Genomic DNA, 23,794 nt, shown 5'->3' on the forward strand with positions numbered 1-23,794 from the left:
CTCGTGCGGTCACACGGGCCATCCCATCATTGTGCCGCGCGATCCGTCGAGGTCACCGCGGGTGCTCGCGCGTCATGCGGGTATCAACCCGGGTGGTGGGTTCGCCGGGACGCTTGGCACCCGGGGTGGGCGCGGTGGAGGATACGAAGGTGTCAGCGGAGGCAGGGCCGGTCAGCGGCGGCGCGGGCGGGCGCGTCCGCCGGGTCCGCCTCCCCGCCGACCGCCGCACCCCGGCGGCGGCCCGCGCGCTGGTGCGCACCATGCTGCTCGAAGCCCGGCTGCCGGAACTGCTGAACGAGGCGCTGCTGCTCACCACCGAGCTGACCACGAACGCCGTCGAACACGCGCGTACCGAACTGGACATCGAAGTCGAGGCCGACCGCAACAGCCTCACCGTGACCGTCACCGACTTCGCCTCCGGCCCGGTCGACGAGCTGACCGTCGGTGTGCGCAACACCACGTCCGACATCACCGAGGTGGCCGCCCGAGGGCGCGGGCTGCTGCTCGTCGACCACTTCGCCAGCCGGTGGGGCACCACGTACCTGCCCACCGGCAAGGGCGTCTGGTTCCGCCTGGACCGGCCCGGCCCCGGCGGGTCCGCCCGGCCGTCGGCCGGCCCACTGCGCGTCGTCGAACCGGAGCGGACCGGCGACGGTACGCCGAGCGCCGCGGCCATGAGCGACTTGATGCAGATCACCCCCGACGCGTACGCCGACGAGCCGCTGCCCGAGTTCGCCACCGGGCTGCTGACCCGGGTCGCCGAGATGGTGGGCGCCGCCGGTGGCACGGTCCGGCTGGACCGGGGCGACGGACTCGGCACCCAGGTGTTCGCCAGGTACGGCCGGCCGCCGCGCGAGGACAACGAGCTGCTACGCGTGCCGTTGGCCGTGCACCGGCCGTACTCCGGTGAGCTGGAGCTGGACGCGGCGCCCTCGGCGTACGCCCGGCCGCTCGCCGTGCTGGCCGCCGAGCGGCTGTCGCTGCACCTGGAGAACGACAGGCTGCGCCGCGCCGACGTACGCCGCTCCACCTGGCTGACGTTCCTGGCCGAGGCCGGCGAACTGCTCGCCCAGTCGCTCGACGTCGAACTGACCATGGCGCTCGTCCCGCAGCTCGTGGTGCCCCGGCTCGGCCAGTGGTGCGCGGTGCACACCACCGACGAGTGGGGCCGCCTGCGCCTCGCCGCGTCGAGCCACGCCGACGAGGCGATGCTGCCGCAGTTGCACCGGATCCTCCAGGAGACCGGCCCGGACTCGATCCAGTCGCGGCTGCGTGAGGCGTCCCGCAACGCCGCCCAGGTGCCGCTCGGCGGCCCGATGGAGGGCTTCGCCGTACCGCTGATCGCCCGTGGCCAGCGGCTCGGCACCCTCGCCGTGGGCCGGCACCAGCGACACCGGCACGACCCGGACGAGGTCTCGGTGCTGGAGGACGTGGCCCGCCGCGCCGCCCTCGCCATCGAGAACGCCCGCATCCACGCCGAACGCCGCCGGGTGGCCCAGACGCTCCAGCAGTCGCTGCTGCCGCCGGTGCTCCCGGTGGTCGAGGGCATCGGCTTCGCCGCCGAGTACGTCCCGACCGGCGACGACGCGGAGGTCGGCGGCGACTTCTACGACGTGCTTCCGCTGCCGGACGGCCGCTGGCTCGTCGTGGTCGGCGACGTGTCAGGTAAGGGCGTACAGGCCGCAGCCGTGACCGGGCTGGTCCGGGACGTGATCCGGGTGCTCGTCGGCGACGGCAAGCCGCTGCCCGAGGTGCTCGGCCGGCTCAACGAGACGCTGGTCGAGCGCGGCGGCGGACGCTACTGCACGCTGGCGCTCGCGTCCGTCGCGCCGGGCGACGGCGACCAGCTCGACGTCTCGCTGCACCTGGCCGGCCACGACCGCCCGGTGCTGCTGCACGGAGGCGGCGGCGCGACGTTCGTCGGCACCGGCGGTACGGCGCTGGGCCTGGTCGACGCGATCGCCACACCGACCGCCGAGCTGACGCTCAAGCCCGGCGACGCGCTGATCTTCTACACCGACGGCGTCACCGAGCGGCGGCGCGGACGCGAGCTGTTCGGCATCGAGCGGCTGCTCGACTCGGCGGCGCCGCTGGCCGGGTACTCGGCCGACGTGGTGGCCGCCCGGCTGCGCGCCACCACCATCGCGTTCTCGGCCGAACCCCCGCGCGACGACATAGCCATCCTGGTCCTCCGAAACGACACCCCGTAACCTCCCGCCCTGCCCTGCCTCCGCGCCGGCGCTCGCCCGCTCCCTCCTCAGAGGCCGCCGGGGAGGCGGCCGGGAGCCAGGCGGTGGTGCGGATCCAGGTGGGCCTTGGCGCTGCGCAGACGCGGCAACGCGGGCAGCTCGCCCCAGAGGTCGACGCCACGGCGTACCGCTGCGGGCGCGGCCACCACCACGCACCGGCCCCGCCGGGCGATCAGCACACTGCGGACCGCGGTGAGGATCGAGGCGACCCGATCGGGCGGCAGCGCACCGGACAGGGCGGCGTGCACGGCACCCGAGCCGGCCGAGCCGCGTACCGGCACCGGGCCGCCGGTGGCGTCGCGCAACGCGTAGACGGCGGCGTGCAGGTCGTTTATCGGCACCTCGATACGCAGCGCCGTGTCGCCCGGCGCGAAGGGGTACCGCCCCCACCATTCCGGCGCGTGGTGGCTGACCATCGCCTCGGCGCCGAGGACGGCGGTGAGCCGCTCGGCCCGCTCGGTCACGTCGGCCGGGCCGCCCTCAAGCAGCACCACCAGGCTGCCCGCCGCGGGCCGGCCGGTCACGGCCGGATGGTCGGGGCGGTTGATCACCGACGGGTGCGTCGGCGGGATGCGACGCCGGGGCAGCGGCACCGGCACCGGCAGGTCCAGTTCGACGGCGGCCGGATCGACGCCCGCGGCCAGCACCGCCCGGACCAGGTCGTGCACCTCCAGCGGCGTCCAGACCGGACGGGACACCCAGAGCCGGCCGGCCGGCACGGCGTGCACCCGCATGGTGGCCGAGACCAGCACGCCGAGCCCGCCCTGCGAGCCGCAGAGCAGCCGGGCCACGTCGAGCCCGGGCACCTCGCCGCGACCGAGGATCGCGTCCCCGCCACCGCCGCTGCCCGGAGCGGCCCGGCCGAGCGCCTCCGTGCCGGACTCGCCCACGCTCACCAGCTCGCCGTCGGCGTCGAGGTAGCGCACCCCGACGAGCTGGGCGCACGGGCTGCCGTGCCGGTGCCGCAGCGGGCCGGACTCGTCGGCGGCGAGCACCCCGCCGAGCGTCGCGCCCGGTGACGGCGCGTCGACCGGCAACCGCTGGTTGGTGCGCGCGAGCGTAGCCTGGACCGCGCGCAACGGCGTACCCGCGCCGATCTCGGCCACCGCCGCGTCGCGCGACTCGTGCCAGACCCCGGCGAGGCGGCCGGTGTCGAGCATGATGTCCACCTGCGCCGGGGAGGCGCCCCAGTCGATCTTCGTGCCGGCGCCGCGGGGCACCACGGTCAGGTCGTACGCGGCGGCCAGCCGCAACACCTCCGCGGCGGCGTGCGGGCCGCCCGGCACAGCCACCCACCGGGCGGTACGGCCGGCCACCTCGTCGGCCGGGCCGGCGAAGCGGGCGAACGGGTCGCCGCAGATCGCGGCCAGCTTCCGGGTGATGTCGAGGGCTCCGAGTCGGTCGGTGGAACGTGCCGCATCCGCCATGGCGGTTATCGTACACATGTTCGAACGACCTGGCGGCGAGTCGCGGGGTTCGGGCAGTGGGCGACCCCGGCGGCCACCCGCCGACCGGTAACGTGGCGCCGTGACCGAAACCCCACCGCCCGTCGCCAAGCGTGTCCCGACCGAGCGCGTCCATCACGGTGACACAGTCCTCGACGAGTACGCCTGGCTCGCCACCAAGGACGACCCGGACACGATCGCGTACCTGGACGCGGAGAACGCGTACACCGAGGCGCGCACCGCCCACCTGGCCGACCTGCGCGCGGAGCTGTTCGAGGAGACGCGCCGGCGCACCCAGGAGACCGACCTCTCGGTGCCCACCCGCAAGGACGGCTACTGGTACTACACCCGCACGGTCGAGGGCCAGCAGTACGGCGTGCAGTGCCGGCGCGCGGTCCGGCCGGACGAGAAGACGCCCCCGGTCAGCGCGGACGGCGCGCCGCTCGACGGCGAAGAGGTGCTGCTCGACGGCAACCAGCTCGCCGAGGGGCACGACTTCTTCTCCCTCGGCGCGTTCGACGTCAGCCCGGACGGCCGCTGGCTGGCCTACTCCACCGACTTCTCCGGCGACGAACGCTTCACGCTGCGGATCAAGGACCTGACCACCGGCGAGTCGCTGCCGGACGAGGTGCCGGACACGTTCCACGGCACCGCGTGGTCGAGCGACGCCTCGACGCTGTTCTACGTCACGGTGGACGAGGCGTGGCGGCCGAACCGGGTCTGGCGGCACACCGTCGGCACCTCGTCGACCGAGGACGTGGTGGTCTACCAGGAGGACGACGAGCGGTTCTGGGTCGGCGTCGAGCTGACCCGCTCCGAGCGCTTCGTGATGATCGACATTCACAGCAAGATCACCAGCGAGGTGCGGGTGATCCCGGCGGCCAACCCGACCGGCGAGCCCGCCGTCGTGGCCCCGCGGCGTCAGGGCATCGAGTACGCGGTGGAGCACCACGGCCACCGCTTCCTGATCCTGCACAACGACGGCGCGGAGGACTTCGCGCTCGCGTACACCTCGGCCGACGCGCCGGGCGAGTGGACGCCGCTGATCCCGCACACGCCCGGCACCCGGCTGGAGGCGGTCGACGCGTTCGAGAACCACCTCGTGGTCTCGCTGCGTGCGAACGGCCTGACCGGGCTGCGGGTGCTGCCGGTGGGCAGCGACGACAGCTGGGACATCGACTTCCCCGAGCCGATCTACAGCGTCGGGCTGGACGCGAACCCGGAGTACCGGACCGACGAGGTACGGCTGCGTTACACCTCGCTCGTCACCCCCGACTCGGTCTACGACTACGACCTGGTCACCCGGGAGCTGACGCTGCGCCGGCAGAAGCCGGTCCGGCCCGGGGCGGACGGGCGGCCGTACGACCCGGCCGACTACGAGCAGCATCGGGACTGGGCGCTCGCCGACGACGGCACCCGCGTACCGATCTCGCTGGTCTGCCGCCGCGGCACGCCGCGCGACGGCTCGGCGCCCGCCGTCATCTACGGCTACGGGTCGTACGAGGCGAGCATGGACCCGTGGTTCTCGATCGCCCGGCTGAGCCTGCTCGACCGCGGCGTGATCTTCGCGGTGGCGCACATCCGGGGCGGCGGTGAGCTGGGCCGGCGCTGGTACGACGAGGGCAAGCTGCTGGCCAAGAAGAACACGTTCACCGACTTCGTGGCCTGCGCCCGGCACCTGGTCAAGGCGGGTTGGACGACGAGCGACCGGCTGGTCGCCCGGGGCGCGTCGGCCGGCGGCCTGCTGATGGGCGCGGTGGCGAACCTCGCCCCGGACGCGTTCGCCGGGATCGTCGCGCAGGTGCCGTTCGTGGACGCGCTCACCTCGATCCTCGACCCGTCGCTGCCGTTGACGGTCACCGAGTGGGAGGAGTGGGGCAACCCGCTCGACGACCCCGAGGTGTACGCGTACATGAAGTCGTACACGCCGTACGAGAACGTGACCGCCGCCGACTACCCGGCCATCCTGGCGGTGACCAGCCTCAACGACACCCGCGTGCTCTACCACGAGCCGACCAAGTGGATCGCCCGGCTGCGCGCGCTCGCGCCGTCCGGCGACTACCTGCTCAAGACCGAGATGGGCGCGGGCCACGGCGGCCCGAGCGGCCGGTACGACTCCTGGCGCGAGGAGGCGTTCGTCAACGCCTGGATCCTCGACCGCGTCGGCCGCGCGTGAAGGAAGGGCCACCAGTCGCGCGTCCCGGATCAGGGATGAGCGACGAGGAGCCCTCGGTGGCGCGACGGGGACCGACCTGGCTGGTCCTCGTGGTGGTCGCCGCCGCGCTTGTCGTCTGCTGCTGCTCGACGGTGATCGGGCTGGTGGTCGCGGGCTCCGCCGGCCTGCTCGGCCGCTGACCGCCGGGCCGGACGCCGGCCGTCCCGGCCCGGCGGGCGCGGCCGAACGGCCCGCGCGGGACCACGCGGGCCGTTCGGGTCAGCGGGTCCAGGCCGGGTTCCGCCCGGCCCGGCCGAGCAGCGCGTCCATGCTGGTCGGCGCGGCCTCGGTGGGCACCGGCGGGCCGAACGCGCCCATCTTCTGCCCCGTGTCGCCCATGCGGTCCATGAACTCGTGCCCCGCCGACACCACGGCCGGGTCCACTGTCAGCTCCTGGCCGGTGGCCCGGGCCAGGTCCCACCCGTGCACCGTGAGGTCGATCAGGGCCATCGACCCGACCGTCTCCTGGGGTAGCCCCATGCCGGGTGAAACGCCTTCCAGCGCGGCCGGGTCGGACCACGCCTCGATCAGCCGGGCCGCCTCGGCCGCGAACCGGTCGCGCCAGCCCTCGGTCAGGTGGTCGGTCCTGCCGGACCAGTCCACCGCCTCCCGGTGGGCCAGCGCCTGGAAGTTGGCCACCGCGTCGAACAGATGACCGAGCAGGTCGCGCACCGTGTAGTCGGGGCACGGGGTGGACAGGCCGAGCTGCTCGTCGGAGATGCCGCGAACCACATCGACCGTACGCGGCGCCGCGACGGCGAGCAGCTCACTAGTCTTCGTGCTCATAGGGGCAGCCTAGGAGGGTGGTCTTGAAGAAATGCGACACGAACCGCGGCGTGACAACCGGGGCATCCTCGATCCGGGCCGGCTGCGCCGGCAGGTCCGGTTCCGGCGCCGGATGGCGGCCCCGGCGTTGCGTCGGTGGGTGGAGCACTACTGGTTGATCGACTGGGACCTGGACGAGCCGTTCGAGCAACGGGTGGTGCCGCACCCGACCGTGAACGTGGTGTTCCAGGCGCAGGACGGCGCGGTCGAACACGGTGAGATCGCGGGCGTCGACACCGGCCTGTTCGCCGTCACGCTGCACGGCGTCGGCCGGGTCTCCGGCGTCCAGTTCAGCCCGGGCGGCTTCCGGCCGTTCTGGCGGCGTCCGGTCGCCGAGCTGACCGGCCGGCGCGTACCGATCACCGACGGGCCGATCTGCCCGGGGACCGACGACGAGCGCTGCGCGAGGCTGGACGAGCTGCTGACCTCGTGGTCGCCGGTCGCGGATCCGCTCGCCGCGGAGGCCACCGCGCTGGTCGAGGAGATCCGCGCCGACCGGACCGTGCTGCGGGTGACCGACTTCGCGCGGCGGCGGGGCGTCTCCGTCCGCCGGCTCCAGCGCCTCTTCCTCGACCACGTCGGCGTCGGTCCGAGACAGTGACGCGGGTCGGGCGCCCCGCGAAGCGCGGGCCGTCGCCTTGCCCGCCCTCACTTCGCAGTCACGAACGGTGACAGTCGGCGGAGCGGCGGGCCTCACCTCGCGCCGACTTTGCTCTGCACCCACTGACGCAGCGCACACCGACGGTGACGGTGGCGACGCGACGCCGTCGACAATGACCAACAGGGAGCACCTGCTCAGACGCCTGCTGCACCGATGGCTGCAGAGCAAAGCCGGCAGCAAGCCCACTCGCTCGCCCCGCAGTCGCGGTGACGCAGCGTGACAGTCAGTTCAGCTACAGTACGTGACCGGGAGCGCGTCAGCGGCGGCGGACCGCCACCACCGCGACGTCGTCCTGGATCTCCGGCGGTGCCAGCTCGACCAGCAGCCGGCGGCAGAAGTCGTCCAGGTCGTCGTCCACCCGGGCGGCGGCCACGCCGAGCGCCGCCATGCCGTCGTCGATCGTGGCGTCCCGCCGTTCGATCAGCCCGTCGGTGTAGAGCACGAGCGTGGCCCCGGTGGGCAGCACGAAGTCCAGATCCGGCGGGCGCGGCGCGCGCACACCGAGCAGCGGCGCGGTCTGCGTCACGAACTCGACCCGCCCGTCCCGGCTCAGCAGCGCCGGCAGGTGCCCGGCGCTGGCCATCCGGATCAGCCCGGTCGGCGGGTGGAGCAGCAGGACGCAGATGGTGGCCAGCTCGGTCGGCAGCAGGTTGCGCATCAGCTCGTTGACCCGGTCCAGGATGACGCCCGGCTGGTGCCCCTCGACCGCGTACGCCCGCACCGCGTGCCGCAGCTCGGCCATCACCGTGGCGGCGTGCAGCGAGTGCCCGGCCACGTCACCGATCGCCACCAGCAGGTGCCCGTCGAGCATCACCAGCTCGTAGAAGTCGCCGCCCACCTCGGTCTGCGCGCTCGCCGGCTCGTACCGGACGGCCAGGTCCAGGCCGACCACGTCGGGCAGCCGCTGCGGCAGCAGGCTGCGCTGCAACGTCACAGCGATCCGGTGCTCCTCGTCGAAGGACCGTTGCGCCTCCACCGCCGAGGCGACCGCCTGGGCGAGCTGCACCAGCACCGGTGTGCGTACGGTCTGGGTTGCGGTCGGCACCACCACGTAGAGCGGGGCCCGGTCCTCGCGCAGCCGGGAGGCGGCCACCGTCACGGTGTCGCCGTCCGGCCAGTCGGTCAGCGCCCAGTCGGCCGGTTCGTCGACCCGTACCCGGGTGCCGATCGGCACTCCGGTGTCGTCCACCACCCACGGCACGATGGTGGCCGGCGTGTGCGCGTCGATCGCCACCCCGGCCAGGCAGTCCCCGTCGAACGTCTCCGCGACCACCGCCGCCGGGGCCTTGAAGATCCGCGCCGCGCCGCTCGCGGCGGCCTCCAGCAGCCGGACGAAGTTCGGCGTCGCGTGCATCTCGACTGTGGCGTCGGCGAGCGCCGCGAGCCGCTCGGCGAGCTGCTCGGCACGCAGCCGGGCCTGGTAGTAGCGCAGCACCGCGTGGGCGGTGGCGACCAGCTCCTCCGGCTCGATCGGCTCGGCCAGGTAGGCGTCCGCGCCCCGGGTGAGGCCCTGCGCCCGGTCGACCACGTCGACCGCGTGCGCGGAGACGTGGATGACCGGGATGTACGGGAACTCCTCCTTGATCCGCTCGCACACCTCGAAGCCGCTCATGTCGGGCAGCCGCACGTCGAGCACCACGAGGTCGACGTGCTCCCGGGCCACCCGCTCCAGCGCCGCCGTGCCGTTCTCCGCCTCGACCGTGACGAAGCCGGCCCGGGTCAACCAGTTGACCAGCAGGTATCGCTTGGGGCCGCTGTCGTCGACCACAAGCACGGTCACCGGCCCGCCGTCCACCGTCACGCTCCGCCCGACGGGAGGACCACTGTGAACGTGCTGCCCCGGCCGGATTCGCTGGCCAGCTCCAGCGTCCCGCCGAGCAGCTTCACCAGCCGTCGCGCGTACGGCAGGCCGAGCCCGGTGCCGCCGACCCGGGTCGTGCCGGGCACCTGGTAGAACTCCTCGAAGACCCGTTCGTGCAGCTCCGGCGGGATGCCCACGCCGGTGTCGGTGACCGACAGCGTCCACTGCTCGCCGCGACGCTCGGCGCGCAGGCGCACCTCGCCGCGCTCGGTGAACTTCAGCCCGTTGTGCAGCAGGTTACGCAGCACCTGGGCGAGCAGCACCTCGTCCGAGCGGACCGTGGCCGGGGCCGGCGGTTCCTCGACCACCAGCTCCACCTCGGGGCGCGCGGTGAGCGCCCGCAGCGTGCCGCGCAACTGCCCGAACACCGCGCGCAGATCGACGTCGGCCCAGTCCGGCTCGATCCGGCCCGACTCCGCCTTGGCCAGGTCGAGCAGCTCGTTGACCAGCCCCAGCAGGTCGTCCGCCGAGGAGCGGATCAGCCCCACCTGGCGGGCCTGTTCGCCGGTGAGCGGATCGGAGGCGGAGTCGGCGAGCAGCCGGGCCAGGCCGATGATCGCGGTGACCGGGGCGCGCAGCTCGTGGCTGACGTTCGCCAGGAACCGGCTCTTCGACTCGCTGGCGGCCCGCAGTTGGGCGGACTTCTCGTCCAGCTCGGCGTAGAGCGCCACCACGCCGCGGTTGGTCTCCTCCAGCTCCTCGGTGAGCTGGTTGTAGAGCGCCATCACGCCCCGATTGGTCTCCTGGAGTTCGGAGTTGAGCACCGCCAGCTCGTCGCGCTGGCTGCGTACCTCGTCGAGTGCGGCGATGAGCTGCGTGTTCTGGGTGGCCAACTCGTCCAGGGCGGAACCCGGCGCACGCTCGGCCAGCTCCGCGCGGAGTTCGGCGGCACGCTTGGCCGTCAGCTCCTCGCCGTTGTCGGGCACTCGTCGGGACATCCTCACGACGGTATCGCCCTCGACGTTCACGACCCGCAACGTATCCACAAGACGAGCGACGGCGCCGGACTGCGGCTCGTACCGTCCATCGGGGAGCGGACGCACCGGCGACAGGTCCACCTGGAGGACCCGGCGGCCGACGGCGTCGCGGGCGAGGGCGAATGTCACGTCCGCGCCGTCGGCCCCGCGCAACAGTCCCCGGGCCACCTCGCTGAGCGCGGTGGCGATCCGTACCTGGTCCTGGTGTTCCAGCCCGACCGCTGCGGCCACCTCCCGGCCGCGCTGCCGGACCAGGAAGATGTCCTGCTCCACCCGGAGCGCGAGGTGCAGGAGGGGTTCGGTCATGCCGCCCCCCGGGCCACCAGGACGCAGGCGTCGTCACGACGAATGCCGGCGTCACGCAGCAGGGTCGCGGCGGCCAGCAGCGGGTTGCCGGCGGCGAGCCCGGGATAGTCGGCCAGGTCCCAGCGATCCACCACCCCGTCACTGTGCATGACCAGGGTGGCGTCGCGCGAGAAGGGGTAGTCGTATCCGCGGATCACCGGACGCTGGTGCCCGGAGATGCCCGGCAGCGAGACCAGTCCGCGCCGCCGCTCGCCGGGCGTGACGATCATCGCGGCGATGTTGCCCAGCCCGGCATAGCGGAGCACCCCGGCGGCCGGGTCCAGTTCCGCGACCGCGAGCGCCGCGCCCCGGGTGTGCGACATGGCGGCGTGCAGGTGCCGCACCACCACGTCCGGCGGCCCGTCCGGCGCCGAGCGGAACGCGGACACCGCGGCACCGGTGGCGGCGGCGGCGAGCGGCCCATGGCCCAGCCCGTCGGAGACCAGCACCTGCCGCCGGCCGGCGGCCAGCCGGACCGCGTACCCGTCGCCGCTGCTCTGCTCGCCGGTGATCGGCCGGGCCAGCCCGGCCGCCCAGTCCGGCTCCGGCGGTGCGCCGTCCCAGACCTGGACGACCAGGACCGTGCCCTTCCCCGGCGACGAGTAGCCGTCGAACCGGCTCGACTGCCGGGCGATCGCGCCGAGCCCGATGCCGAGCGTGCCGGCGGTGGAGTGGCCGTCGACGGAGGAGAGCGTGAGGTCGGCCATGCCCGGGCCGGAGTCGATCGCCACCAGCTCCACCCCGGCATACCCGCCCCGGCGTGCCGGACGCATCAGGACCGTGCCCTCGCGGGCGTGCTTGACCAGGTTGCTGGTGATCTCCGCGGTGACGATGGCCAGGTCCGCGACGCGCGACGCGCTCAGTTCGAGCTGCCGGCCGAGACGCTCGGCCGCCCGGCGTACGCTGCCGGCTGTCGCTCCGGTGTCGACCCGGAACCAGATCCCGTGGTCGGGCACCACGTCGGCGATCATCGCGACCACTTGGTGATGGTGATCCTCGTTCCCTCGCCGACAGCCGTCCGGATGTCGAAGTCGTCGACGAGCCGGCGGGCGCCACTGAGTCCCAGACCCAGTCCGCCGCCGGTGGTGTAGCCGTCGGTGAGCGCCAGGTCGAGGTCGGGGATGCCCGGTCCCTCGTCGGCGAAGACGATCCGCACGCCGCGTCGACGGCCGTCTTCCACGGTGCTCACCTCGGCGCTGCCCCCGCCGCCGTAGATCAGCGTGTTGCGGGCCAGCTCGCTGGCGGCGGTGACGAGCTTCGTCTGGTCGACCAGGGAGAGGCGGACCGCGACGGCGGTGCTGCGCACCAACTGCCGGACCCGCACCACGTCCTCGTCGCTGCGGATCGCCTGCGTCGCCGGCACACCCAGGTCGACGCCCGTGGTCATGCCGTCGCCGTCGTCTCGGTGCCCTCGTCGTCGGCCGCCTCGTCCCACTCGTCGGCACGGCTGGCCGCGATCAGCTCCATGCCGCGCTCGACGTTCAGCGCGGTACGGATGCCGTTGAGCGACAGCCCCAGCTCGACCAGGGTGATGGCGACGGCGGGGCGCATGCCGACCACCACCGTCTCGGCGTCCAGCACCTTCGAGATGGACGCGATGGTGGAGAGCATCCGGCCGACGAACGAGTCGACGATGTCCAGCGCCGTGATGTCGATGATCACACCGTGGCAGCCGGTGGCGACGATCCGCTCGGCCAGGTCCTCCTGCAACTGGATCGCCGTCTGGTCGGACATGTCGAGCTGGATGGAGACGAGCAGGATGTCGCCGATCTTGAGGATCGGCACCCGTTCCATCAGGACTCCCGGCGCGAGCGGCGGGCGGTGGTCTCGACCCCGGTGAGGCGCAGCACGTGGCGCAGCGCGTCGGCGAGGCTGGCCTTGGTCGCGATGTCGCCGAACTCGATGCCGAGGGCGACGATCGTCTGGGCGATCTGCGGCCGGATGCCGGAGATGATGCAGTCGGCGCCCATCAGCCGGGCGGCCACCACGGTCTTGAGGATGTGCTGGGCGACCTGGGTGTCCACCGCCGGCACGCCGGTGATGTCGATGATCGCGTACGGCGAGCCGGTGTCGACGAGCGTCTGGAGCAGCCGCTCCATCACCACCTGGGCGCGGGCCGAGTCCAGCGTCCCGACCAGCGGGACGGCGACCACGCCCTCCCAGAGCTTGACCACCGGGGTGGACAGCTCCAGCAACTGCTCCGCCTGGTCGGCGATCAGGCTCTCCCGCGCCCGGACGAACGTCTCGAACGTGAACAGCCCCATCTGGTCCACGAGCGCGGAGAAGGCGACGAAATCGCGCAGGGCGTCGGCGCCCTTCTCCTCCTCCAGCACCTCCAGCAGGGTGTCCTTGAGCGCGAACACGCTGATCGCGGTCTCGGTGGCGGAGAACCCCTGCCGGGCCCGGTTGGTGGACAGCTCGGACAGCACGGCGCGCAGCTCACCGCCGTGCTCGTCGGCCAGGTCGGCGACGCCCTGCCGACCGGCGTCGATCAGCGCGCGGTGCAGCTCCTGTACCTGGCGAGCCAGTTCGGCCCGGCTCAGCCGACCGCGCAGCGAAGCGGCGACGATCTCGGTCCAGCGGCTGGTCAACCGGTCCGCGTGCTGAGTGAGCAGGTGGGCGAGCCGATCACCCTGTTCGGCGCTCAACGCCATGGTTGACCTCCCTGATTTGGACGGGCGGACTCTATCACCGGAGGCTGGTGCGCTAGTTGTCGCGTAGCAAAGAATGATCGACCGCACCGTGACCGCTCCCGTTCTGCGCGGCGTGCCCTTCGTGGGATACCGTTTCCCCCGAACACAGGAGGTCGACGAATGTCCTTGACGGTGCATACGGAACAACGCGGCGACGTGGTCGTCGTGTCGGTCGCGGGCGAGCTGGACATGGCCACGGCACCGCAGCTGCAGGACCAGATCACGGACCTACTGGACAAGGGACGCAGTCGCCTCGTCTTCGACCTGGCCGAGGTGTCGTTCTGCGACTCCACCGGCCTGTCGGTGTTCGTCCGGGCGAAGAACAACTGCGACGAGGTGGGCGGCGTGGTCCGGCTGGCCGCCCCGCAGCGCGGCGTGCTGCGCATCCTCGAGGTCAGCGGCCTGGTCGAGGTGCTGCACACGTACCCGACGGTGGAGCAGGCCGTCGCGGGCGATCCCACCCCGGCCTCCTCCTGACCGATCCCGCTCAGCGCTCGTCCTCGATGTAGCGGGGACGGGCGATCACCATGCCCGCTGCCGTCTGCACGGCCAACGCCACCAGCAGGAAGCCGATCGGGGCCGTCCAGCCGCCGGTCGCCTCGTAGAGGATGCCGACCAGCAGCGGTCCGAGCGCCGCGATCACGTACCCGGTGCTCTGCGCGAACGCGGACAGCGCCACGGTGCCCTCGGCGGTCCGGGCGCGCAGCCCGATCGTGGTCAGGATGAGCGGGAACGCGCCCTGGCCGAGCGCCAGCAGCAGCACCCACAGCGGCGCCAGGCCGCGCGGGGCCAGCGCCAGACCGGTGTACGCGGCCGCGGAGAACACGGTCAGCGACAGCACCAGCGGTCGCAGCGTCGCCAGCCGCCCGGCCAGCGTCGGCATCATCAGCGCCACCGGCACGCCCAGCGCGGTCACGCCGGCGAGCAGCAGCCCGGCCACCTCCGGCCGGTACCCGGCGTCGCGGAAGAGCTGGGCCAGCCAGCCCATGATCGCGTACCCGCTGAGCGACTGCGCCCCGAAGTAGACCGCCATGGCCCAGCCGAGCCGGGTCCGGGCCGGTTGCACCCGGGCCGGGGCGGCGACCGCCACCGCCGGGGGCGCGGCCCGTCGGGCGGCGCGGGCACGCAGCGCCAGCGGCACCCACGGGAGTACGGCCAGCGCGGCCAGCCCGGCCCAGATGCCGAGTCCGGCCCGCCAGGAGCCGAACGCGTGCGCCACCGGCACGGCGGAGGCGGCGGCCACCGTCGTCCCCACCGTCAGGGCCATCGTGTACGCCCCGGTGACCAGCCCGGTGCGGTGCGGGAAGTGCTGCTTGACGAGCATCGGCAGCAGGATGTTCGCCACCGCGATGCCGGCCAGCGCGAGCGCGCTGGTGAGCACGAAGACCGCCGCCGAGCCGGTGACCACGCGCAGCACCTGCCCGACGGTGAGCGCCAGCATGGCCACCACCAGCACCCGGGGCGCGGCCCAGCGGCGGACCAGCCACGGGGTGAGCGCGCCCAGCCCGGCGAACGCGATGGTGGGCAGCGTGGTGACCAGGCCGGCCATGGTCCCGGAGAGGCCGAGCCCGGTCCGGATCTCGTCGAGCAGGGCGCCCAGGCTGGTCACCGCGGCCCGCAGGTTCAGCGCGACGAGCAGCATCCCGACCAGGACGAGCAGACCGCCCCGGACCGGGCGGGCCGCCGGACCGCGGCCCGGCGCGGGGGTGACGCCCGGGGCGGGCACTGTCGCGGCGGGCGCAGGTGGCGGAGTCATGACCTCGAACCTACAATCATGGGATGAATTTCGGCAGCAGGTGTAACCGGTGACACCGGCCGTCAATTCCGTCTCCGTGCCACCGCGCGGTCACCGGGTCCGGCAGACCACCGAACAGCTCCGGGAACGGATCCTCGGCGGCGAGTGGCCGGTGGGCGGGCGCATCCCCACCGAGCCGCAACTGGTCGCCGCGCTCGGGGTGGGGCGCAACACGGTTCGCGAGGCGGTCCGGGCGCTCGTGCACGCCGGGGTGCTGGAGTGCCGGCAGGGCTCCGGCACCTACGTGGTGTCGACAGACGAGCTGGCGCCGGTGGTGGCCCGCCGGCTCACCGACGACCGGATGACCGAGGTGGTCGAGGTCCGGCGCGCGTTCGAGGTGGAGGCCGCCCGGCTCGCCGCGCTGAGGCGTACGCCCGAGGACCTGGCGGCGCTCGACGGCGCGCTCGCGGCCCGCGAGACCGCCTGGCGCGGCGGCCGGGTGGACGAGTTCGTCGAGGCGGACGCCGCGCTGCACACGGTAGTGGTGGCCGCCGCGCACAACGCCATGCTCGCCGAGCTGTACGCCTCGGTCGGCGCCGCGCTGCGCAGCACCGTGGCCCAGGCGATGGGCGAGGCGCTGACCCCCGAGCGGTACGTGGACCACGGCCGGCTGGTCGAGGCGATCCGGGCCGGCGACCCGCAGCGGGCGGCGATCGAGGCCGGTGCTTTTCTCGAAGGGCCCGCCGGGGCATAGGTTGTCCCCGACGCAGACTCATCAGGGCACGGGAGTACGGATGCTCAAGGGCTTCAAAGACTTCATCATGCGCGGCAACGTCGTCGACCTGGCGGTCGGTGTCGTCATCGGCGCCGCGTTCACCGGCGTGGTCACCCAGCTCACCAAGTCGTTCCTGGAACCGCTGGTACGGGTGTTCATCGTGTTGATCACCGGCAACAAGGACGGGCTCAGCGGCTCGACGCCCGCGTTCCGGGGCATCCCGTTCGACTGGGTGGCCTTCGTCAACGCGTTGATCACGTTCATGCTCACCGCGGCGGCGCTGTACTTCCTCGTCGTCTACCCGATGAACAAGCTCGCCGAGCGCCGCAAGCGCGGCGAGGAGCCGCCGCCCTCGGCCCCGAGCGAGGAGGTCAAGCTGCTCACCGAGATCCGGGACGCGCTGCTCGCCGGCGACCACGGCACACCGGGCCAGCGCAGCGCCCTCGACGACGTGCTCGGCCGCCGGCAGGAGCCACCAGCGCCGCGCTGACGCCATAGCCGATCGGCCCCCGCGACGATCTCGCGGGGGCCGACGTGTATCGAACACATGTTCGATAGAGTCCGGGCATGGAGCAGCGCAGGCACTGGTGGAACGGGAAATGGGGACGCCTCGCCCGGCGAGACGTCTTCCTCCGGGTGGACGGCGACCGCTGGCACGTGGAGCAGCGGGCCGGCGGCGCCGAGGGGGTCTCCCGGTTCTACGAGCACGCCAGCGTCGAGGAGGCCGAGGAGACGGTCCGGGCGCTGCTGGACGGCACCGACACCTGGCGCGAGCTGTCCCCCCGGCCGCCGGGCGGCTGGGCCCCGTCCGTTTAGCGCCCGCGCGACCCGGGAACCGCTTCCGCATGAGCCAGCAGCAGGACACCGTCTCCCGGGTCACCACCGGCATGCGGGTGGTCGACTCCGCAGGCGTCGAGGTGGGCACAGTCGATCTCGTGCAGCGCGGCGACCCGGCCGCGGTGACCGTGCAGGCGCCCGCCCCTGTCGACCCGGGCAGCAGCCTGGACGAGTTGATCGAGTCGGCGGCGGCCGAGGAGCCGGACGTGCCGGCCGACCTGGCCGCCCGGCTGCTGCGCGACGGCTACCTCAAGGTCTCCACCGAGCTGGTCCGCACCGGCGCGGTCTACGTCCCGTCCGGTCGGATCGCCGCGGTGAGCGACGGCGCGGTACGCCTCACCGTCCCGGCCGCGGAGCTACCCGCCGAGGAGTGACCAGCCGGGTCGAATGCGCCGTTTAGGCGGCTCTGCGCGTCGAGGCGGCCGCGCTCGGAGTACGGCCTAGGCTCGTCGGGTGCTGCTGACCTATGTGGACGAGTCGTACACCGATCGCTGGTACTGGATCGGCGCGCTTCTGGTCCCGGAGGCCGTGGCCATCCCGCTCAGCACCGCACTCGACGAGGTGATGACGGACGCGGCCAAGGCGTACGGCATCGATCGAGCCGCCGAACTCCACGGGTACGACCTGTTCCAGGGGCGGACGTCCTGGGCGGGCGTGCCGCCACGCGCCCGGATCGCCGTCTACAACGCCGCGCTCAAGGCGATCGGCACGTACGACGTCACCCTCATCCTGCGCGGTGTCGACCGGCACGGTCTCGCCCGGCGCTACGGGCTCACCCGACCCGCTCACGAGGTGGTGCTGTCACACCTGCTGGAACGGGTGGACGGGTACACGGCGATGCGGGACGAACTGGCCCTGGTGATCGCGGACGAGGTCGACAACCCCGCCATTCACCGCTCGGACCTGACCCGTTACCGGGTCGACGGAACCGGGGGCTACCGTTCGCGGCGGCTCAGCCGGATCGTGGACACCCTGCACTTCGCCCCGTCGCACGCATCCCGGCTGGTGCAGGCCGTCGACCTGGTCACCTTCCTGTTCCGCAGGATGGCGAGCGGGGCGGGCGCGGATCCTCGGGAGGCGACGACCAACACGCGGTTGTGGTCCTGGGTCGAGCCGCGCCGGTACCACTCCTGGTGCTGGCATCCGACCGGACGACCGACGCACGAAGGGCCCGCTTGAAAGCGGGCCCTAAGGCGGTTGCGGGAACCCTCACGGGCCTCCTGCGCACTCCAGGTTAACAGTTCGTCACCCGGTCCGGCCGGAAAGCGACGGGGCGGATTCGGTCCGGGGCGGCTCGACCGGCGCGGATACGACCGCCCGGCGGCGGAACAGCAGCAGCATCAGCCAGCCCGCGACCAGTCCCCAGAACGCGCCGCCCACCCCGAGCAGGCTCACCCCGGAGGCGGTGACCACGAACGTCACCACCGCTGCTTCCCGCGCGTCCGGCTGGGCGACCGCCGCCGTGACGGCTCCGGCGAGCGCGCCGAGCAGGGCGAGCCCGGCGACGGCCTCGACCAGCACCGGTGGGGAGAGCAGCACCAGGGCGGTGGCCACGCCGGCGCCCAGGCCGAGCAGGGCCAGGCCGATCCCGGCGGTGACCGAGGCGATCCAGCGCCGTTCCGGGTCCGGGTGGGCGTCCGGGCCGGCGGCCAGGGCGGCGGTGATCGCGGCCAGGTTCACCGCGTGCCCGCCCGCCGGGGCGCCGAGCGCGGTGGCGAGTCCGGTCACCCGCAGCGCCGAGCCGAGCGGGGCCCGGTAGCCGTACCCGGCGAGCACCGCGGTGCCGGGCACGTTCTGCGCGGCCATGGTGACCAGGAACAGCGGCAGCGCGAGCCCGACGACGGCGGGCAGCGTCCAGGCCGGCGCGGTGAACGCGACGACCGGTGCGGCGTCCAGCCGGGCCGGCCCGGAGGTGGTCAGCGCGATCGCGACCACCGCCACGGCGAGCGCGCCCGGCACCGCCCACCGGCGGGCGAACCGGTGCAGCAGCAGCCAGACCAGCACCACGGGCCCGGCCAGCAAGGGCACCTCGACCAGGGCGCGTACCGGCGCCGTACACAGCGGCAGCAGCACCCCGGCGAGCATGGCGGAGGCGATCGGGGTGGGGATGGCGGCGACCGCGCGGCCGAGCGCGGGGATCAGCCCGGCCGCGATGATCAGCAGCCCGGCGAGCAGGAAGGCGCCGACCGCCGCGGGCCAGCCGCCGGCGACCGGCCCGGTGGCCACCAGCAGCGCCGCGCCCGGCGTGGACCAGGCGATCGACAGCGGCAGCCGGTGCCGCAGGCCGAGCCAGACCGCGCAGGCGCCGCTGGCGACGCAGAGCGCGAGCAGGCCGGAGGCGGCCTGCTCCGGTTCGGCGCCGACCGCGCGCAGCCCGGCCAGGACGACTGTGAACGAGCTGGCGAAGCCGACCAGGGCGGTCACCACGCCGGCCAGCACGGGTTGGAGCCGACCGCCCATGCTCTCCTCCTCCGACCGTTCCGTTTACGGAACGGCACGGTGTAGCACGATAGCCCCCATGACAGCCGCCGCACCAGCCGATGACCGGGGCGCCCGGGAGGTCGGCCGGCGCATCCGCTCGCTCCGTACCGAGCGGGGCATCTCCCTGTCCGAGCTGGCCCGCCTCGCGGGCGTCGGCAAGGCCACGCTCTCCGGCCTGGAGAACGGTGTGCGCAACCCCCGGCTGGAGACCCTGTACGCGATCACCGCGCAGCTCGGCGTACCGCTGACCGCCGTGCTCGCCACGCCCGGCGAGACGCCGACCCTGCGCGGGGCCGCGGTGGGAGGCACGCTGCTGGAGGTGTTCAGCGACCGGGAGGCGACCTACGAGCTGTACCGGATGTGGGTCACCCCGGGCCCGGCGCAGCTCTCCCCCGCCCACTCCAGCGGCGTGACCGAACACGTGACGGTCTTCTCCGGCGTGCTGCGCGCCGGCCCGGTCGACGCCCCGCTGACCGCCGGTCCCGGTGGCTACCTGCGGTGGACCTCCGACGTGCCGCACACCTACGCGGCGGTGGGCGAGGAGGAGGTCCACGCGAGCCTCCTGCTGCGCTATCCTCGTCCATCCATACTGGACAGTAGACGCATACCCAGGATGTAAGCGGATGACATTTCTTTCAGCAGACCCGCCAGCGCGTGCAGACGCGGAGCCGTTCTTCTTGGCAAGCTTGTCGGCATGACGCTCATCCTCCGCTCGGCCATCCTCAACGACGTCGGCCTCGTCCGGACCAACAACGAGGACTCCGCCCTCGCCGGTGACCGCCTCGTGGCGGTGGCCGACGGCATGGGCGGGCTCCCCGCCGGCGAGGTGGCCAGCGAGATCGTCATCCGCATCCTGGACGAGCTGACGCCGCCCACCGGCGCCGACGAGGCGGCCGACGCGCTGCGCGCCGTCGTGAGCACCGCGAACCAGCGCATCCGCGCGGCCGTCACGGTGGACCCGGCCCGCGACGGCATGGGTACGACGCTCACCGCCGCCCTGCTCGCCGGGGACGCCCTGGTCCTGGCGCAGGTCGGCGACTCCCGCTGCTACCTGCTGCGCGACCACGAGCTGACCCAGCTCACCCGCGACGACACGTTCGTGCAGGCGCTCGTCGACCAGGGCGCGCTCTCCCGCGACCAGGCCCGGCACCACCCGCAGCGCTCGCTGGTCACCCGCGCGGTGCAGGGCTCCGACGCGCCACCCGCCGTCGGCGCGCTCACCGTCTTCCCCGGCGACCGGCTGCTGCTGTGCAGCGACGGCCTCTCCGACTACGTGGAGGACGCCGCCATCGCGGCGGCGCTCGCCACGTACGGCGACCGCCAGCAGTGCGGCGAGCAACTGGTGAAACTGGCCCACCAGGCCGGCGCACCGGACAACGTGACAGTGGTCATCTCGGACGTCACCGAGGCGTGAGCGGGCGCCCTTCCGGTTGCGGACCACGGCGGGTGCGGTTGGGATGAACGGATGCACATTCGCCGGCTGGCCGCCGATGAACGACTGACCACCAGCTTCCCGCTCCAGGCGTACGCGTTCGAGTCCTCGCCGATGGGCGCCACCCGGACCGACCAGTTCCGCGCCTACCTGCCGTACAACGCGGGGAACACGACGCTGGTGGCCGAGGAGGACGGGGTCACCGCGGCGGCCGTGTCGGCGATCCCGATGCGGCAGAACCTGCGCGGCGCGGTGCTGCCGATGGCCGGTGTCGCGGGCGTGGCCACCCATCCGCTGGCCCGCCGGCGCGGCCACGTCCGCACGCTGATGCAGCAGCTTCTCGACGGCATGCGCGACGAGGGCCACCAGCTCAGCGCGCTGCACCCGTTCCGCGCCTCGTTCTACGAGCGCTTCGGCTACATCGGGCTGCCCCGGCGGCGTACCGCGATCTTCAACCCGGCGGACCTGGCACCGCTGCTGCGCGCCGAACTGCCCGACGAGCTGGTCTGGGAGCGGATCGGCGCGGGGTATGCGAGGTGGCGCGCGTACACCGAACGGTGCCTGCGCGAGCGGCACGGCTTCGCGGTCTTCCCGGACTTCCGAGCCGTCGGGCTGCGCGACCGGGACGACCGCTGGCTGCTCAGGGTGGTGCGCGGCGGCGAGACGGTCGGCGCGGTCACGTACCGGATCGACGACCATGCCGGCACGCTGTTCGCCGACGACCTGCTCGTCGACGACCCGTACGCTCGCGCTTCGGTGCTCCAGTTCTTCGCCCGGCACGTCGACCAGGTGGCCCGGATCAGCGTGCAGGTGACCCCCGACGAACTGCCCGAGCTGTGGCTCACCGACCTCGACGTGCAGGTGGAGGCGCGGGTGGCCCGGCCCGACCCGACCGCGCCGATGGCCCGGCTGCTCAGCCTGGAGGCGCTGGCCGAGCAGCCGGTCGGGGCCGGCCGGGTGCTGGTCGAGGTGGTCGGCGACCGCTGGCTCGCCGGGCGCCACCTGCTCGACGGCACCACCGGCAAGCTGGCCGTGCTGCCGGCGCGGACCGCCGCCGAGGGCAGCGTCCCGGCCGCCCGGCTCACCGCCGCCGGGCTCTCCGCCCTGGCGTACGGCGTACTCGACCCGGTCGAGGTGGTCGTACGCGGACTCGGGGAGGTGCCGGTGGACGCGGCCGGTGAGCTGCGCCGACTCTTCCCCCGCGAGTTGCCGCACCTGTTCGCCGACTTCTGAGGCGGGTTGCCGGCACGCGCCCGGGGGTAGGGTGCAGCGCGTGCCGGAGTGGCTGGAAGCGGGATTCTGGGGCCTGCTCGCCGGGTCGGCCCTGCTGATCGGGGCGGCCGTCGGGTTCTTCGCGCGCGTACCGCGCCCGGTGACCGCCTCGGTGATGGCGTTCGGGGCGGGCGTGCTGCTGTCCGCCGTCTCGTTCGAGCTGATCGACGAGGCGCACGAGCAGGGTGGCCTGCTGCCGGTGGTGATCGGCGCGGCAGCCGGCGCGCTGCTGTACACCGGGGCGAACGTGCTGCTGGCCCGGCACGGCGCGCGGCACCGCAAACGTTCCGGCGACGAGCAGCCCTCCGAGCGGGAGCAGCCCGGTTCCGGTTCGGCGATCGCGGTCGGCGCGCTGCTCGACGGCGTACCCGAATCGGTGGTGATCGGCGCGAGCCTGCTGGCCGGCGGCCCGGTCAGCCTGGTCACCGTCATCGCGGTGTTCCTCAGCAACGTGCCGGAGGGGCTGTCCAGCGCGGCCGGGATGCGGCAGGCCGGCCGCACCCGGCGGTACGTGTTCGGGCTGTGGACGGCCATCGCGTTGATCTCCGGTGCGGCGGCGCTGGCCGGGTACACGCTGCTGGGCGGCGCACCGCCGGAGGTGCTGGCGACGATCACCGCGCTCGCCGCCGGAGCGATCCTCGCGATGATCACCGACACCATGGTCCCGGAGGCGTTCGCGGACGCGCACCTGCTGGTCGGGCTGATCACCGTGCTCGGTTTCCTGGTCGCGTTCGCGCTCTCGCACGCCTGACCGCCGGCCCGGCTTAGCGGCGGGTCGAGGATCCCCCTCTCCCGCTGCGTGATCAAGGGGTTTGTGTCCTGGTTGATCTCGCCGGGTGACACAAACTCCTTGATCACCGGGTGCGGGCAGGCGGGGTGAGGGCGGGGGGCAGGGTCAGTAGGGGTTGGGGTGGCCGGGGAGGTGGCCCCGGGTCAGGGCGGCGGGGCGGCCGGGCAGCGCCGGGTCGGGGGACAGCGGTGGGGAGTCGGCGCCGGCGCGAGCGGCCATGCCGGCGAACAGCTCCTTCAGGGCGGTCACCGTGTCGACGGCCGGTGTCCAGCCGAGTTCGGTCTCGGCGCGGTGGCTGGACATCAGCGGCACGTTCAGCGCCAGGTCGACCCAGCCGGTGTCGACCGGTTGCAGCCGCGCCCGCCAGGTCAGCGCCGCCGCGGCGCGCAGCACCGGCGTCGCCACCGGCAGCGTCCAGCCGTGGAAGTGCCGGGCCATCAGTTCCGGCGTCAGCACCGGGTCGGCCGCCACGTTGAAGGCGCCGCTCGCGTCCCCCAGAACCGCCCGGGCGTACGCGTCCGCGACGTCGTCGGCGTGCACCGCCTGCATCCGGAGTCGCCGGTTCGACGGCACCAGCGGGATGCGGCCGTACCGCAGCAGCCGCACCGGCACCAGTGGGCCGAGGAAGTAGCGGCTGATCTCCGTACCGGCCGCACGCTGGAAGATCAGTCCGGGCCGCAGCCGTACCACGCACAGCTTCGGGTGCTCCCGCTGCACACCGTCGAGCAGCGCCTCCACCTCCGCCTTGTCCCGGCTGTACGACGACGTCTCCACCCCGGTCGCCGGCCAGTTCTCGCTGACCGGGTGGTTCTTCGGGCCGGGCGCGTAGGTGCCGACCGACGAGGCGTACACGAGGGCCGGAACGCCGACCCGGACGGCGGCCTCGATCACCGCGCGGCTGCCGCCGACGTTGGTCCGGTAGAGCGTGCGCCGGTCGTGGCTGGGCTGGATCTGCCAGGCCAGGTGCACGACCGCCCGCGCCCCGGCGAAGATCCGCACGAGCTGGTCGGCGGCGCCCGGTGCGCCGATGTCGCAGGAGTGCCACTCGACGTCGTCGTACGGTTCACCGGCGGCCGGCCCGGGCAGCCGGCGGGCCACGCCGACCAGTTCCGTGCCCGTCTCCCGCCGCAGCCGGCGCAGCACTGCCGTCCCCACGTTGCCCGTCGCCCCCACGATCACGATGCGCATAACGTGAGCGGTA

General features: G+C 73.5%; 25 protein-coding genes. 14 read left to right on the forward strand and 11 right to left on the reverse strand.

Annotated elements, in window-relative coordinates; translation table 11 throughout:
- Positions 1-149 precede the first annotated feature (149 nt).
- Complete coding sequence (locus tag ACFYO8_RS06675) at positions 150-2,210, forward strand: SpoIIE family protein phosphatase (RefSeq protein WP_354867696.1); 2,061 nt, start codon at positions 150-152, stop codon at positions 2,208-2,210.
- Between the two features lie 47 nt (positions 2,211-2,257).
- Here the strand turns inward: ACFYO8_RS06675 and ACFYO8_RS06680 are convergent, their stop codons facing one another.
- On the reverse strand, positions 2,258-3,676 hold the full coding sequence (locus tag ACFYO8_RS06680) for an FAD-binding oxidoreductase (protein ID WP_354867693.1): 1,419 nt from the start codon (positions 3,674-3,676) through the stop codon (positions 2,258-2,260).
- 100 nt (positions 3,677-3,776) lie between these two features.
- Here ACFYO8_RS06680 and ACFYO8_RS06685 point away from each other — a divergent pair, with 100 nt between their 5' ends.
- Positions 3,777-5,870 (forward strand): S9 family peptidase, encoded by a 2,094-nt coding sequence (locus ACFYO8_RS06685; protein ID WP_387188855.1) that lies wholly within the window; start codon positions 3,777-3,779, stop codon positions 5,868-5,870.
- 35 nt (positions 5,871-5,905) lie between these two features.
- Positions 5,906-6,049: a hypothetical protein gene (locus ACFYO8_RS06690; protein WP_184681142.1), complete on the forward strand. Its 144-nt coding sequence runs from the start codon at positions 5,906-5,908 to the stop codon at positions 6,047-6,049.
- 79 nt (positions 6,050-6,128) lie between these two features.
- On the opposite strand, the gene ACFYO8_RS06695 is transcribed toward ACFYO8_RS06690, so the two are convergent.
- On the reverse strand, positions 6,129-6,695 hold the full coding sequence (locus tag ACFYO8_RS06695; RefSeq protein WP_387256856.1) for a TIGR03086 family metal-binding protein: 567 nt from the start codon (positions 6,693-6,695) through the stop codon (positions 6,129-6,131).
- Positions 6,696-6,726: 31 nt separating this feature from the next.
- Between ACFYO8_RS06695 and ACFYO8_RS06700 the strand changes: the two genes are divergently transcribed.
- The gene (locus tag ACFYO8_RS06700; RefSeq protein WP_387256857.1) at positions 6,727-7,335 is read left to right on the forward strand and encodes a DUF6597 domain-containing transcriptional factor; all 609 of its coding nucleotides are present in this window, start codon (positions 6,727-6,729) and stop codon (positions 7,333-7,335) included.
- Positions 7,336-7,651: 316 nt separating this feature from the next.
- Here the strand turns inward: ACFYO8_RS06700 and ACFYO8_RS06705 are convergent, their stop codons facing one another.
- Genes ACFYO8_RS06705 through ACFYO8_RS06730 form a run of 6 tightly spaced genes read right to left on the reverse strand, consistent with a single transcriptional unit; the run spans position 7,652 to position 13,232 of the window.
- A complete protein-coding gene (locus ACFYO8_RS06705; RefSeq protein ID WP_357708688.1) occupies positions 7,652-9,190 on the reverse strand; it encodes a SpoIIE family protein phosphatase in 1,539 nt (512 codons plus the stop codon).
- Between the two features lie 2 nt (positions 9,191-9,192).
- Positions 9,193-10,539 carry a sensor histidine kinase gene (locus ACFYO8_RS06710; protein ID WP_357708684.1) on the reverse strand — a complete coding sequence of 449 codons (1,347 nt, stop codon included), beginning with the start codon at positions 10,537-10,539 and terminating at the stop codon, positions 9,193-9,195.
- Complete coding sequence (locus ACFYO8_RS06715; protein WP_357708852.1) at positions 10,536-11,549, reverse strand: SpoIIE family protein phosphatase; 1,014 nt, start codon at positions 11,547-11,549, stop codon at positions 10,536-10,538. The genes ACFYO8_RS06710 and ACFYO8_RS06715 overlap by 4 nt, the downstream gene beginning before the upstream one ends.
- On the reverse strand, positions 11,546-11,965 hold the full coding sequence (locus ACFYO8_RS06720; protein WP_357708681.1) for an ATP-binding protein: 420 nt from the start codon (positions 11,963-11,965) through the stop codon (positions 11,546-11,548). Before ACFYO8_RS06720 ends, ACFYO8_RS06715 begins: the two co-directional genes overlap by 4 nt.
- Positions 11,962-12,372: an STAS domain-containing protein gene (locus tag ACFYO8_RS06725; protein ID WP_357708678.1), complete on the reverse strand. Its 411-nt coding sequence runs from the start codon at positions 12,370-12,372 to the stop codon at positions 11,962-11,964. The genes ACFYO8_RS06720 and ACFYO8_RS06725 overlap by 4 nt, the downstream gene beginning before the upstream one ends.
- Positions 12,372-13,232, reverse strand: coding sequence for an STAS domain-containing protein (locus ACFYO8_RS06730; RefSeq protein ID WP_357708675.1), 861 nt, complete (start codon positions 13,230-13,232; stop codon positions 12,372-12,374). The genes ACFYO8_RS06725 and ACFYO8_RS06730 overlap by 1 nt, the downstream gene beginning before the upstream one ends.
- 159 nt (positions 13,233-13,391) lie before the next feature.
- Between ACFYO8_RS06730 and ACFYO8_RS06735 the strand changes: the two genes are divergently transcribed.
- Positions 13,392-13,748: an STAS domain-containing protein gene (locus ACFYO8_RS06735; RefSeq protein ID WP_135242831.1), complete on the forward strand. Its 357-nt coding sequence runs from the start codon at positions 13,392-13,394 to the stop codon at positions 13,746-13,748.
- 10 nt (positions 13,749-13,758) lie between these two features.
- Here the strand turns inward: ACFYO8_RS06735 and ACFYO8_RS06740 are convergent, their stop codons facing one another.
- Positions 13,759-15,027, reverse strand: coding sequence for an MFS transporter (locus tag ACFYO8_RS06740; protein WP_354867672.1), 1,269 nt, complete (start codon positions 15,025-15,027; stop codon positions 13,759-13,761).
- 49 nt (positions 15,028-15,076) lie between these two features.
- Here ACFYO8_RS06740 and ACFYO8_RS06745 point away from each other — a divergent pair, with 49 nt between their 5' ends.
- From ACFYO8_RS06745 to ACFYO8_RS06765, 5 genes are all read left to right on the forward strand, one after another.
- A complete protein-coding gene (locus tag ACFYO8_RS06745) occupies positions 15,077-15,760 on the forward strand; it encodes an FCD domain-containing protein (RefSeq protein WP_354867670.1) in 684 nt (227 codons plus the stop codon).
- A 40-nt stretch (positions 15,761-15,800) separates the two neighbouring features.
- Complete coding sequence (gene mscL, locus ACFYO8_RS06750; protein ID WP_355095201.1) at positions 15,801-16,271, forward strand: large conductance mechanosensitive channel protein MscL; 471 nt, start codon at positions 15,801-15,803, stop codon at positions 16,269-16,271.
- A gap of 77 nt (positions 16,272-16,348) precedes the next feature.
- On the forward strand, positions 16,349-16,597 hold the full coding sequence (locus ACFYO8_RS06755; RefSeq protein WP_026268772.1) for a hypothetical protein: 249 nt from the start codon (positions 16,349-16,351) through the stop codon (positions 16,595-16,597).
- Positions 16,598-16,626: 29 nt separating this feature from the next.
- A complete protein-coding gene (locus tag ACFYO8_RS06760; RefSeq protein ID WP_355095203.1) occupies positions 16,627-16,992 on the forward strand; it encodes a hypothetical protein in 366 nt (121 codons plus the stop codon).
- Between the two features lie 79 nt (positions 16,993-17,071).
- A complete protein-coding gene (locus ACFYO8_RS06765) occupies positions 17,072-17,797 on the forward strand; it encodes a DUF3800 domain-containing protein (protein WP_354867664.1) in 726 nt (241 codons plus the stop codon).
- Between the two features lie 66 nt (positions 17,798-17,863).
- Here ACFYO8_RS06765 and ACFYO8_RS06770 read toward each other — a convergent pair whose 3' ends face one another.
- The gene (locus ACFYO8_RS06770) at positions 17,864-19,078 is read right to left on the reverse strand and encodes a benzoate/H(+) symporter BenE family transporter (protein WP_355095205.1); all 1,215 of its coding nucleotides are present in this window, start codon (positions 19,076-19,078) and stop codon (positions 17,864-17,866) included.
- A 58-nt stretch (positions 19,079-19,136) separates the two neighbouring features.
- On the opposite strand from ACFYO8_RS06770, the gene ACFYO8_RS06775 reads away from it, so the two are divergent.
- The 4 genes from ACFYO8_RS06775 to ACFYO8_RS06790 all read left to right on the forward strand — a co-directional run bounded on the left by ACFYO8_RS06775 (position 19,137) and on the right by ACFYO8_RS06790 (position 22,554).
- Positions 19,137-19,718: an XRE family transcriptional regulator gene (locus tag ACFYO8_RS06775; RefSeq protein ID WP_355095208.1), complete on the forward strand. Its 582-nt coding sequence runs from the start codon at positions 19,137-19,139 to the stop codon at positions 19,716-19,718.
- Between the two features lie 75 nt (positions 19,719-19,793).
- The gene (locus ACFYO8_RS06780) at positions 19,794-20,513 is read left to right on the forward strand and encodes a protein phosphatase 2C domain-containing protein (RefSeq protein WP_354867659.1); all 720 of its coding nucleotides are present in this window, start codon (positions 19,794-19,796) and stop codon (positions 20,511-20,513) included.
- A 51-nt stretch (positions 20,514-20,564) separates the two neighbouring features.
- Positions 20,565-21,764: a GNAT family N-acetyltransferase gene (eis, locus tag ACFYO8_RS06785; RefSeq protein ID WP_355095210.1), complete on the forward strand. Its 1,200-nt coding sequence runs from the start codon at positions 20,565-20,567 to the stop codon at positions 21,762-21,764.
- Between the two features lie 40 nt (positions 21,765-21,804).
- Complete coding sequence (locus ACFYO8_RS06790; protein WP_354867654.1) at positions 21,805-22,554, forward strand: ZIP family zinc transporter; 750 nt, start codon at positions 21,805-21,807, stop codon at positions 22,552-22,554.
- 144 nt (positions 22,555-22,698) lie between these two features.
- Here the strand turns inward: ACFYO8_RS06790 and ACFYO8_RS06795 are convergent, their stop codons facing one another.
- Entirely contained in the window at positions 22,699-23,781 is a 1,083-nt protein-coding gene (locus ACFYO8_RS06795) for an NAD-dependent epimerase/dehydratase family protein (RefSeq protein ID WP_355095212.1), read from the reverse strand.
- Positions 23,782-23,794: the final 13 nt, after the last annotated feature.

This window comes from Micromonospora sp. NPDC005257 (assembly GCF_042872445.1).
GTDB lineage: Bacteria > Actinomycetota > Actinomycetes > Mycobacteriales > Micromonosporaceae > Micromonospora.

Coding starts and splice junctions, on each gene's coding strand:
- ACFYO8_RS06680 (WP_354867693.1), bottom strand. CDS start 3,676: ATGGCGGATGCGGCACGTTCCACCGACCGACTCGGAGCCCTCGACATC.
- ACFYO8_RS06690 (WP_184681142.1), top strand. CDS start 5,906: ATGAGCGACGAGGAGCCCTCGGTGGCGCGACGGGGACCGACCTGGCTG.
- ACFYO8_RS06695 (WP_387256856.1), bottom strand. CDS start 6,695: ATGAGCACGAAGACTAGTGAGCTGCTCGCCGTCGCGGCGCCGCGTACG.
- ACFYO8_RS06700 (WP_387256857.1), top strand. CDS start 6,727: ATGCGACACGAACCGCGGCGTGACAACCGGGGCATCCTCGATCCGGGC.
- ACFYO8_RS06710 (WP_357708684.1), bottom strand. CDS start 10,539: ATGACCGAACCCCTCCTGCACCTCGCGCTCCGGGTGGAGCAGGACATC.
- ACFYO8_RS06715 (WP_357708852.1), bottom strand. CDS start 11,549: ATGATCGCCGACGTGGTGCCCGACCACGGGATCTGGTTCCGGGTCGAC.
- ACFYO8_RS06720 (WP_357708681.1), bottom strand. CDS start 11,965: ATGACCACGGGCGTCGACCTGGGTGTGCCGGCGACGCAGGCGATCCGC.
- ACFYO8_RS06725 (WP_357708678.1), bottom strand. CDS start 12,372: ATGGAACGGGTGCCGATCCTCAAGATCGGCGACATCCTGCTCGTCTCC.
- ACFYO8_RS06730 (WP_357708675.1), bottom strand. CDS start 13,232: ATGGCGTTGAGCGCCGAACAGGGTGATCGGCTCGCCCACCTGCTCACT.
- ACFYO8_RS06735 (WP_135242831.1), top strand. CDS start 13,392: ATGTCCTTGACGGTGCATACGGAACAACGCGGCGACGTGGTCGTCGTG.
- ACFYO8_RS06740 (WP_354867672.1), bottom strand. CDS start 15,027: ATGACTCCGCCACCTGCGCCCGCCGCGACAGTGCCCGCCCCGGGCGTC.
- mscL (WP_355095201.1), top strand. CDS start 15,801: ATGCTCAAGGGCTTCAAAGACTTCATCATGCGCGGCAACGTCGTCGAC.
- ACFYO8_RS06755 (WP_026268772.1), top strand. CDS start 16,349: ATGGAGCAGCGCAGGCACTGGTGGAACGGGAAATGGGGACGCCTCGCC.
- ACFYO8_RS06760 (WP_355095203.1), top strand. CDS start 16,627: ATGAGCCAGCAGCAGGACACCGTCTCCCGGGTCACCACCGGCATGCGG.
- ACFYO8_RS06770 (WP_355095205.1), bottom strand. CDS start 19,078: ATGGGCGGTCGGCTCCAACCCGTGCTGGCCGGCGTGGTGACCGCCCTG.
- ACFYO8_RS06775 (WP_355095208.1), top strand. CDS start 19,137: ATGACAGCCGCCGCACCAGCCGATGACCGGGGCGCCCGGGAGGTCGGC.
- ACFYO8_RS06780 (WP_354867659.1), top strand. CDS start 19,794: ATGACGCTCATCCTCCGCTCGGCCATCCTCAACGACGTCGGCCTCGTC.
- eis (WP_355095210.1), top strand. CDS start 20,565: ATGCACATTCGCCGGCTGGCCGCCGATGAACGACTGACCACCAGCTTC.
- ACFYO8_RS06795 (WP_355095212.1), bottom strand. CDS start 23,781: ATGCGCATCGTGATCGTGGGGGCGACGGGCAACGTGGGGACGGCAGTG.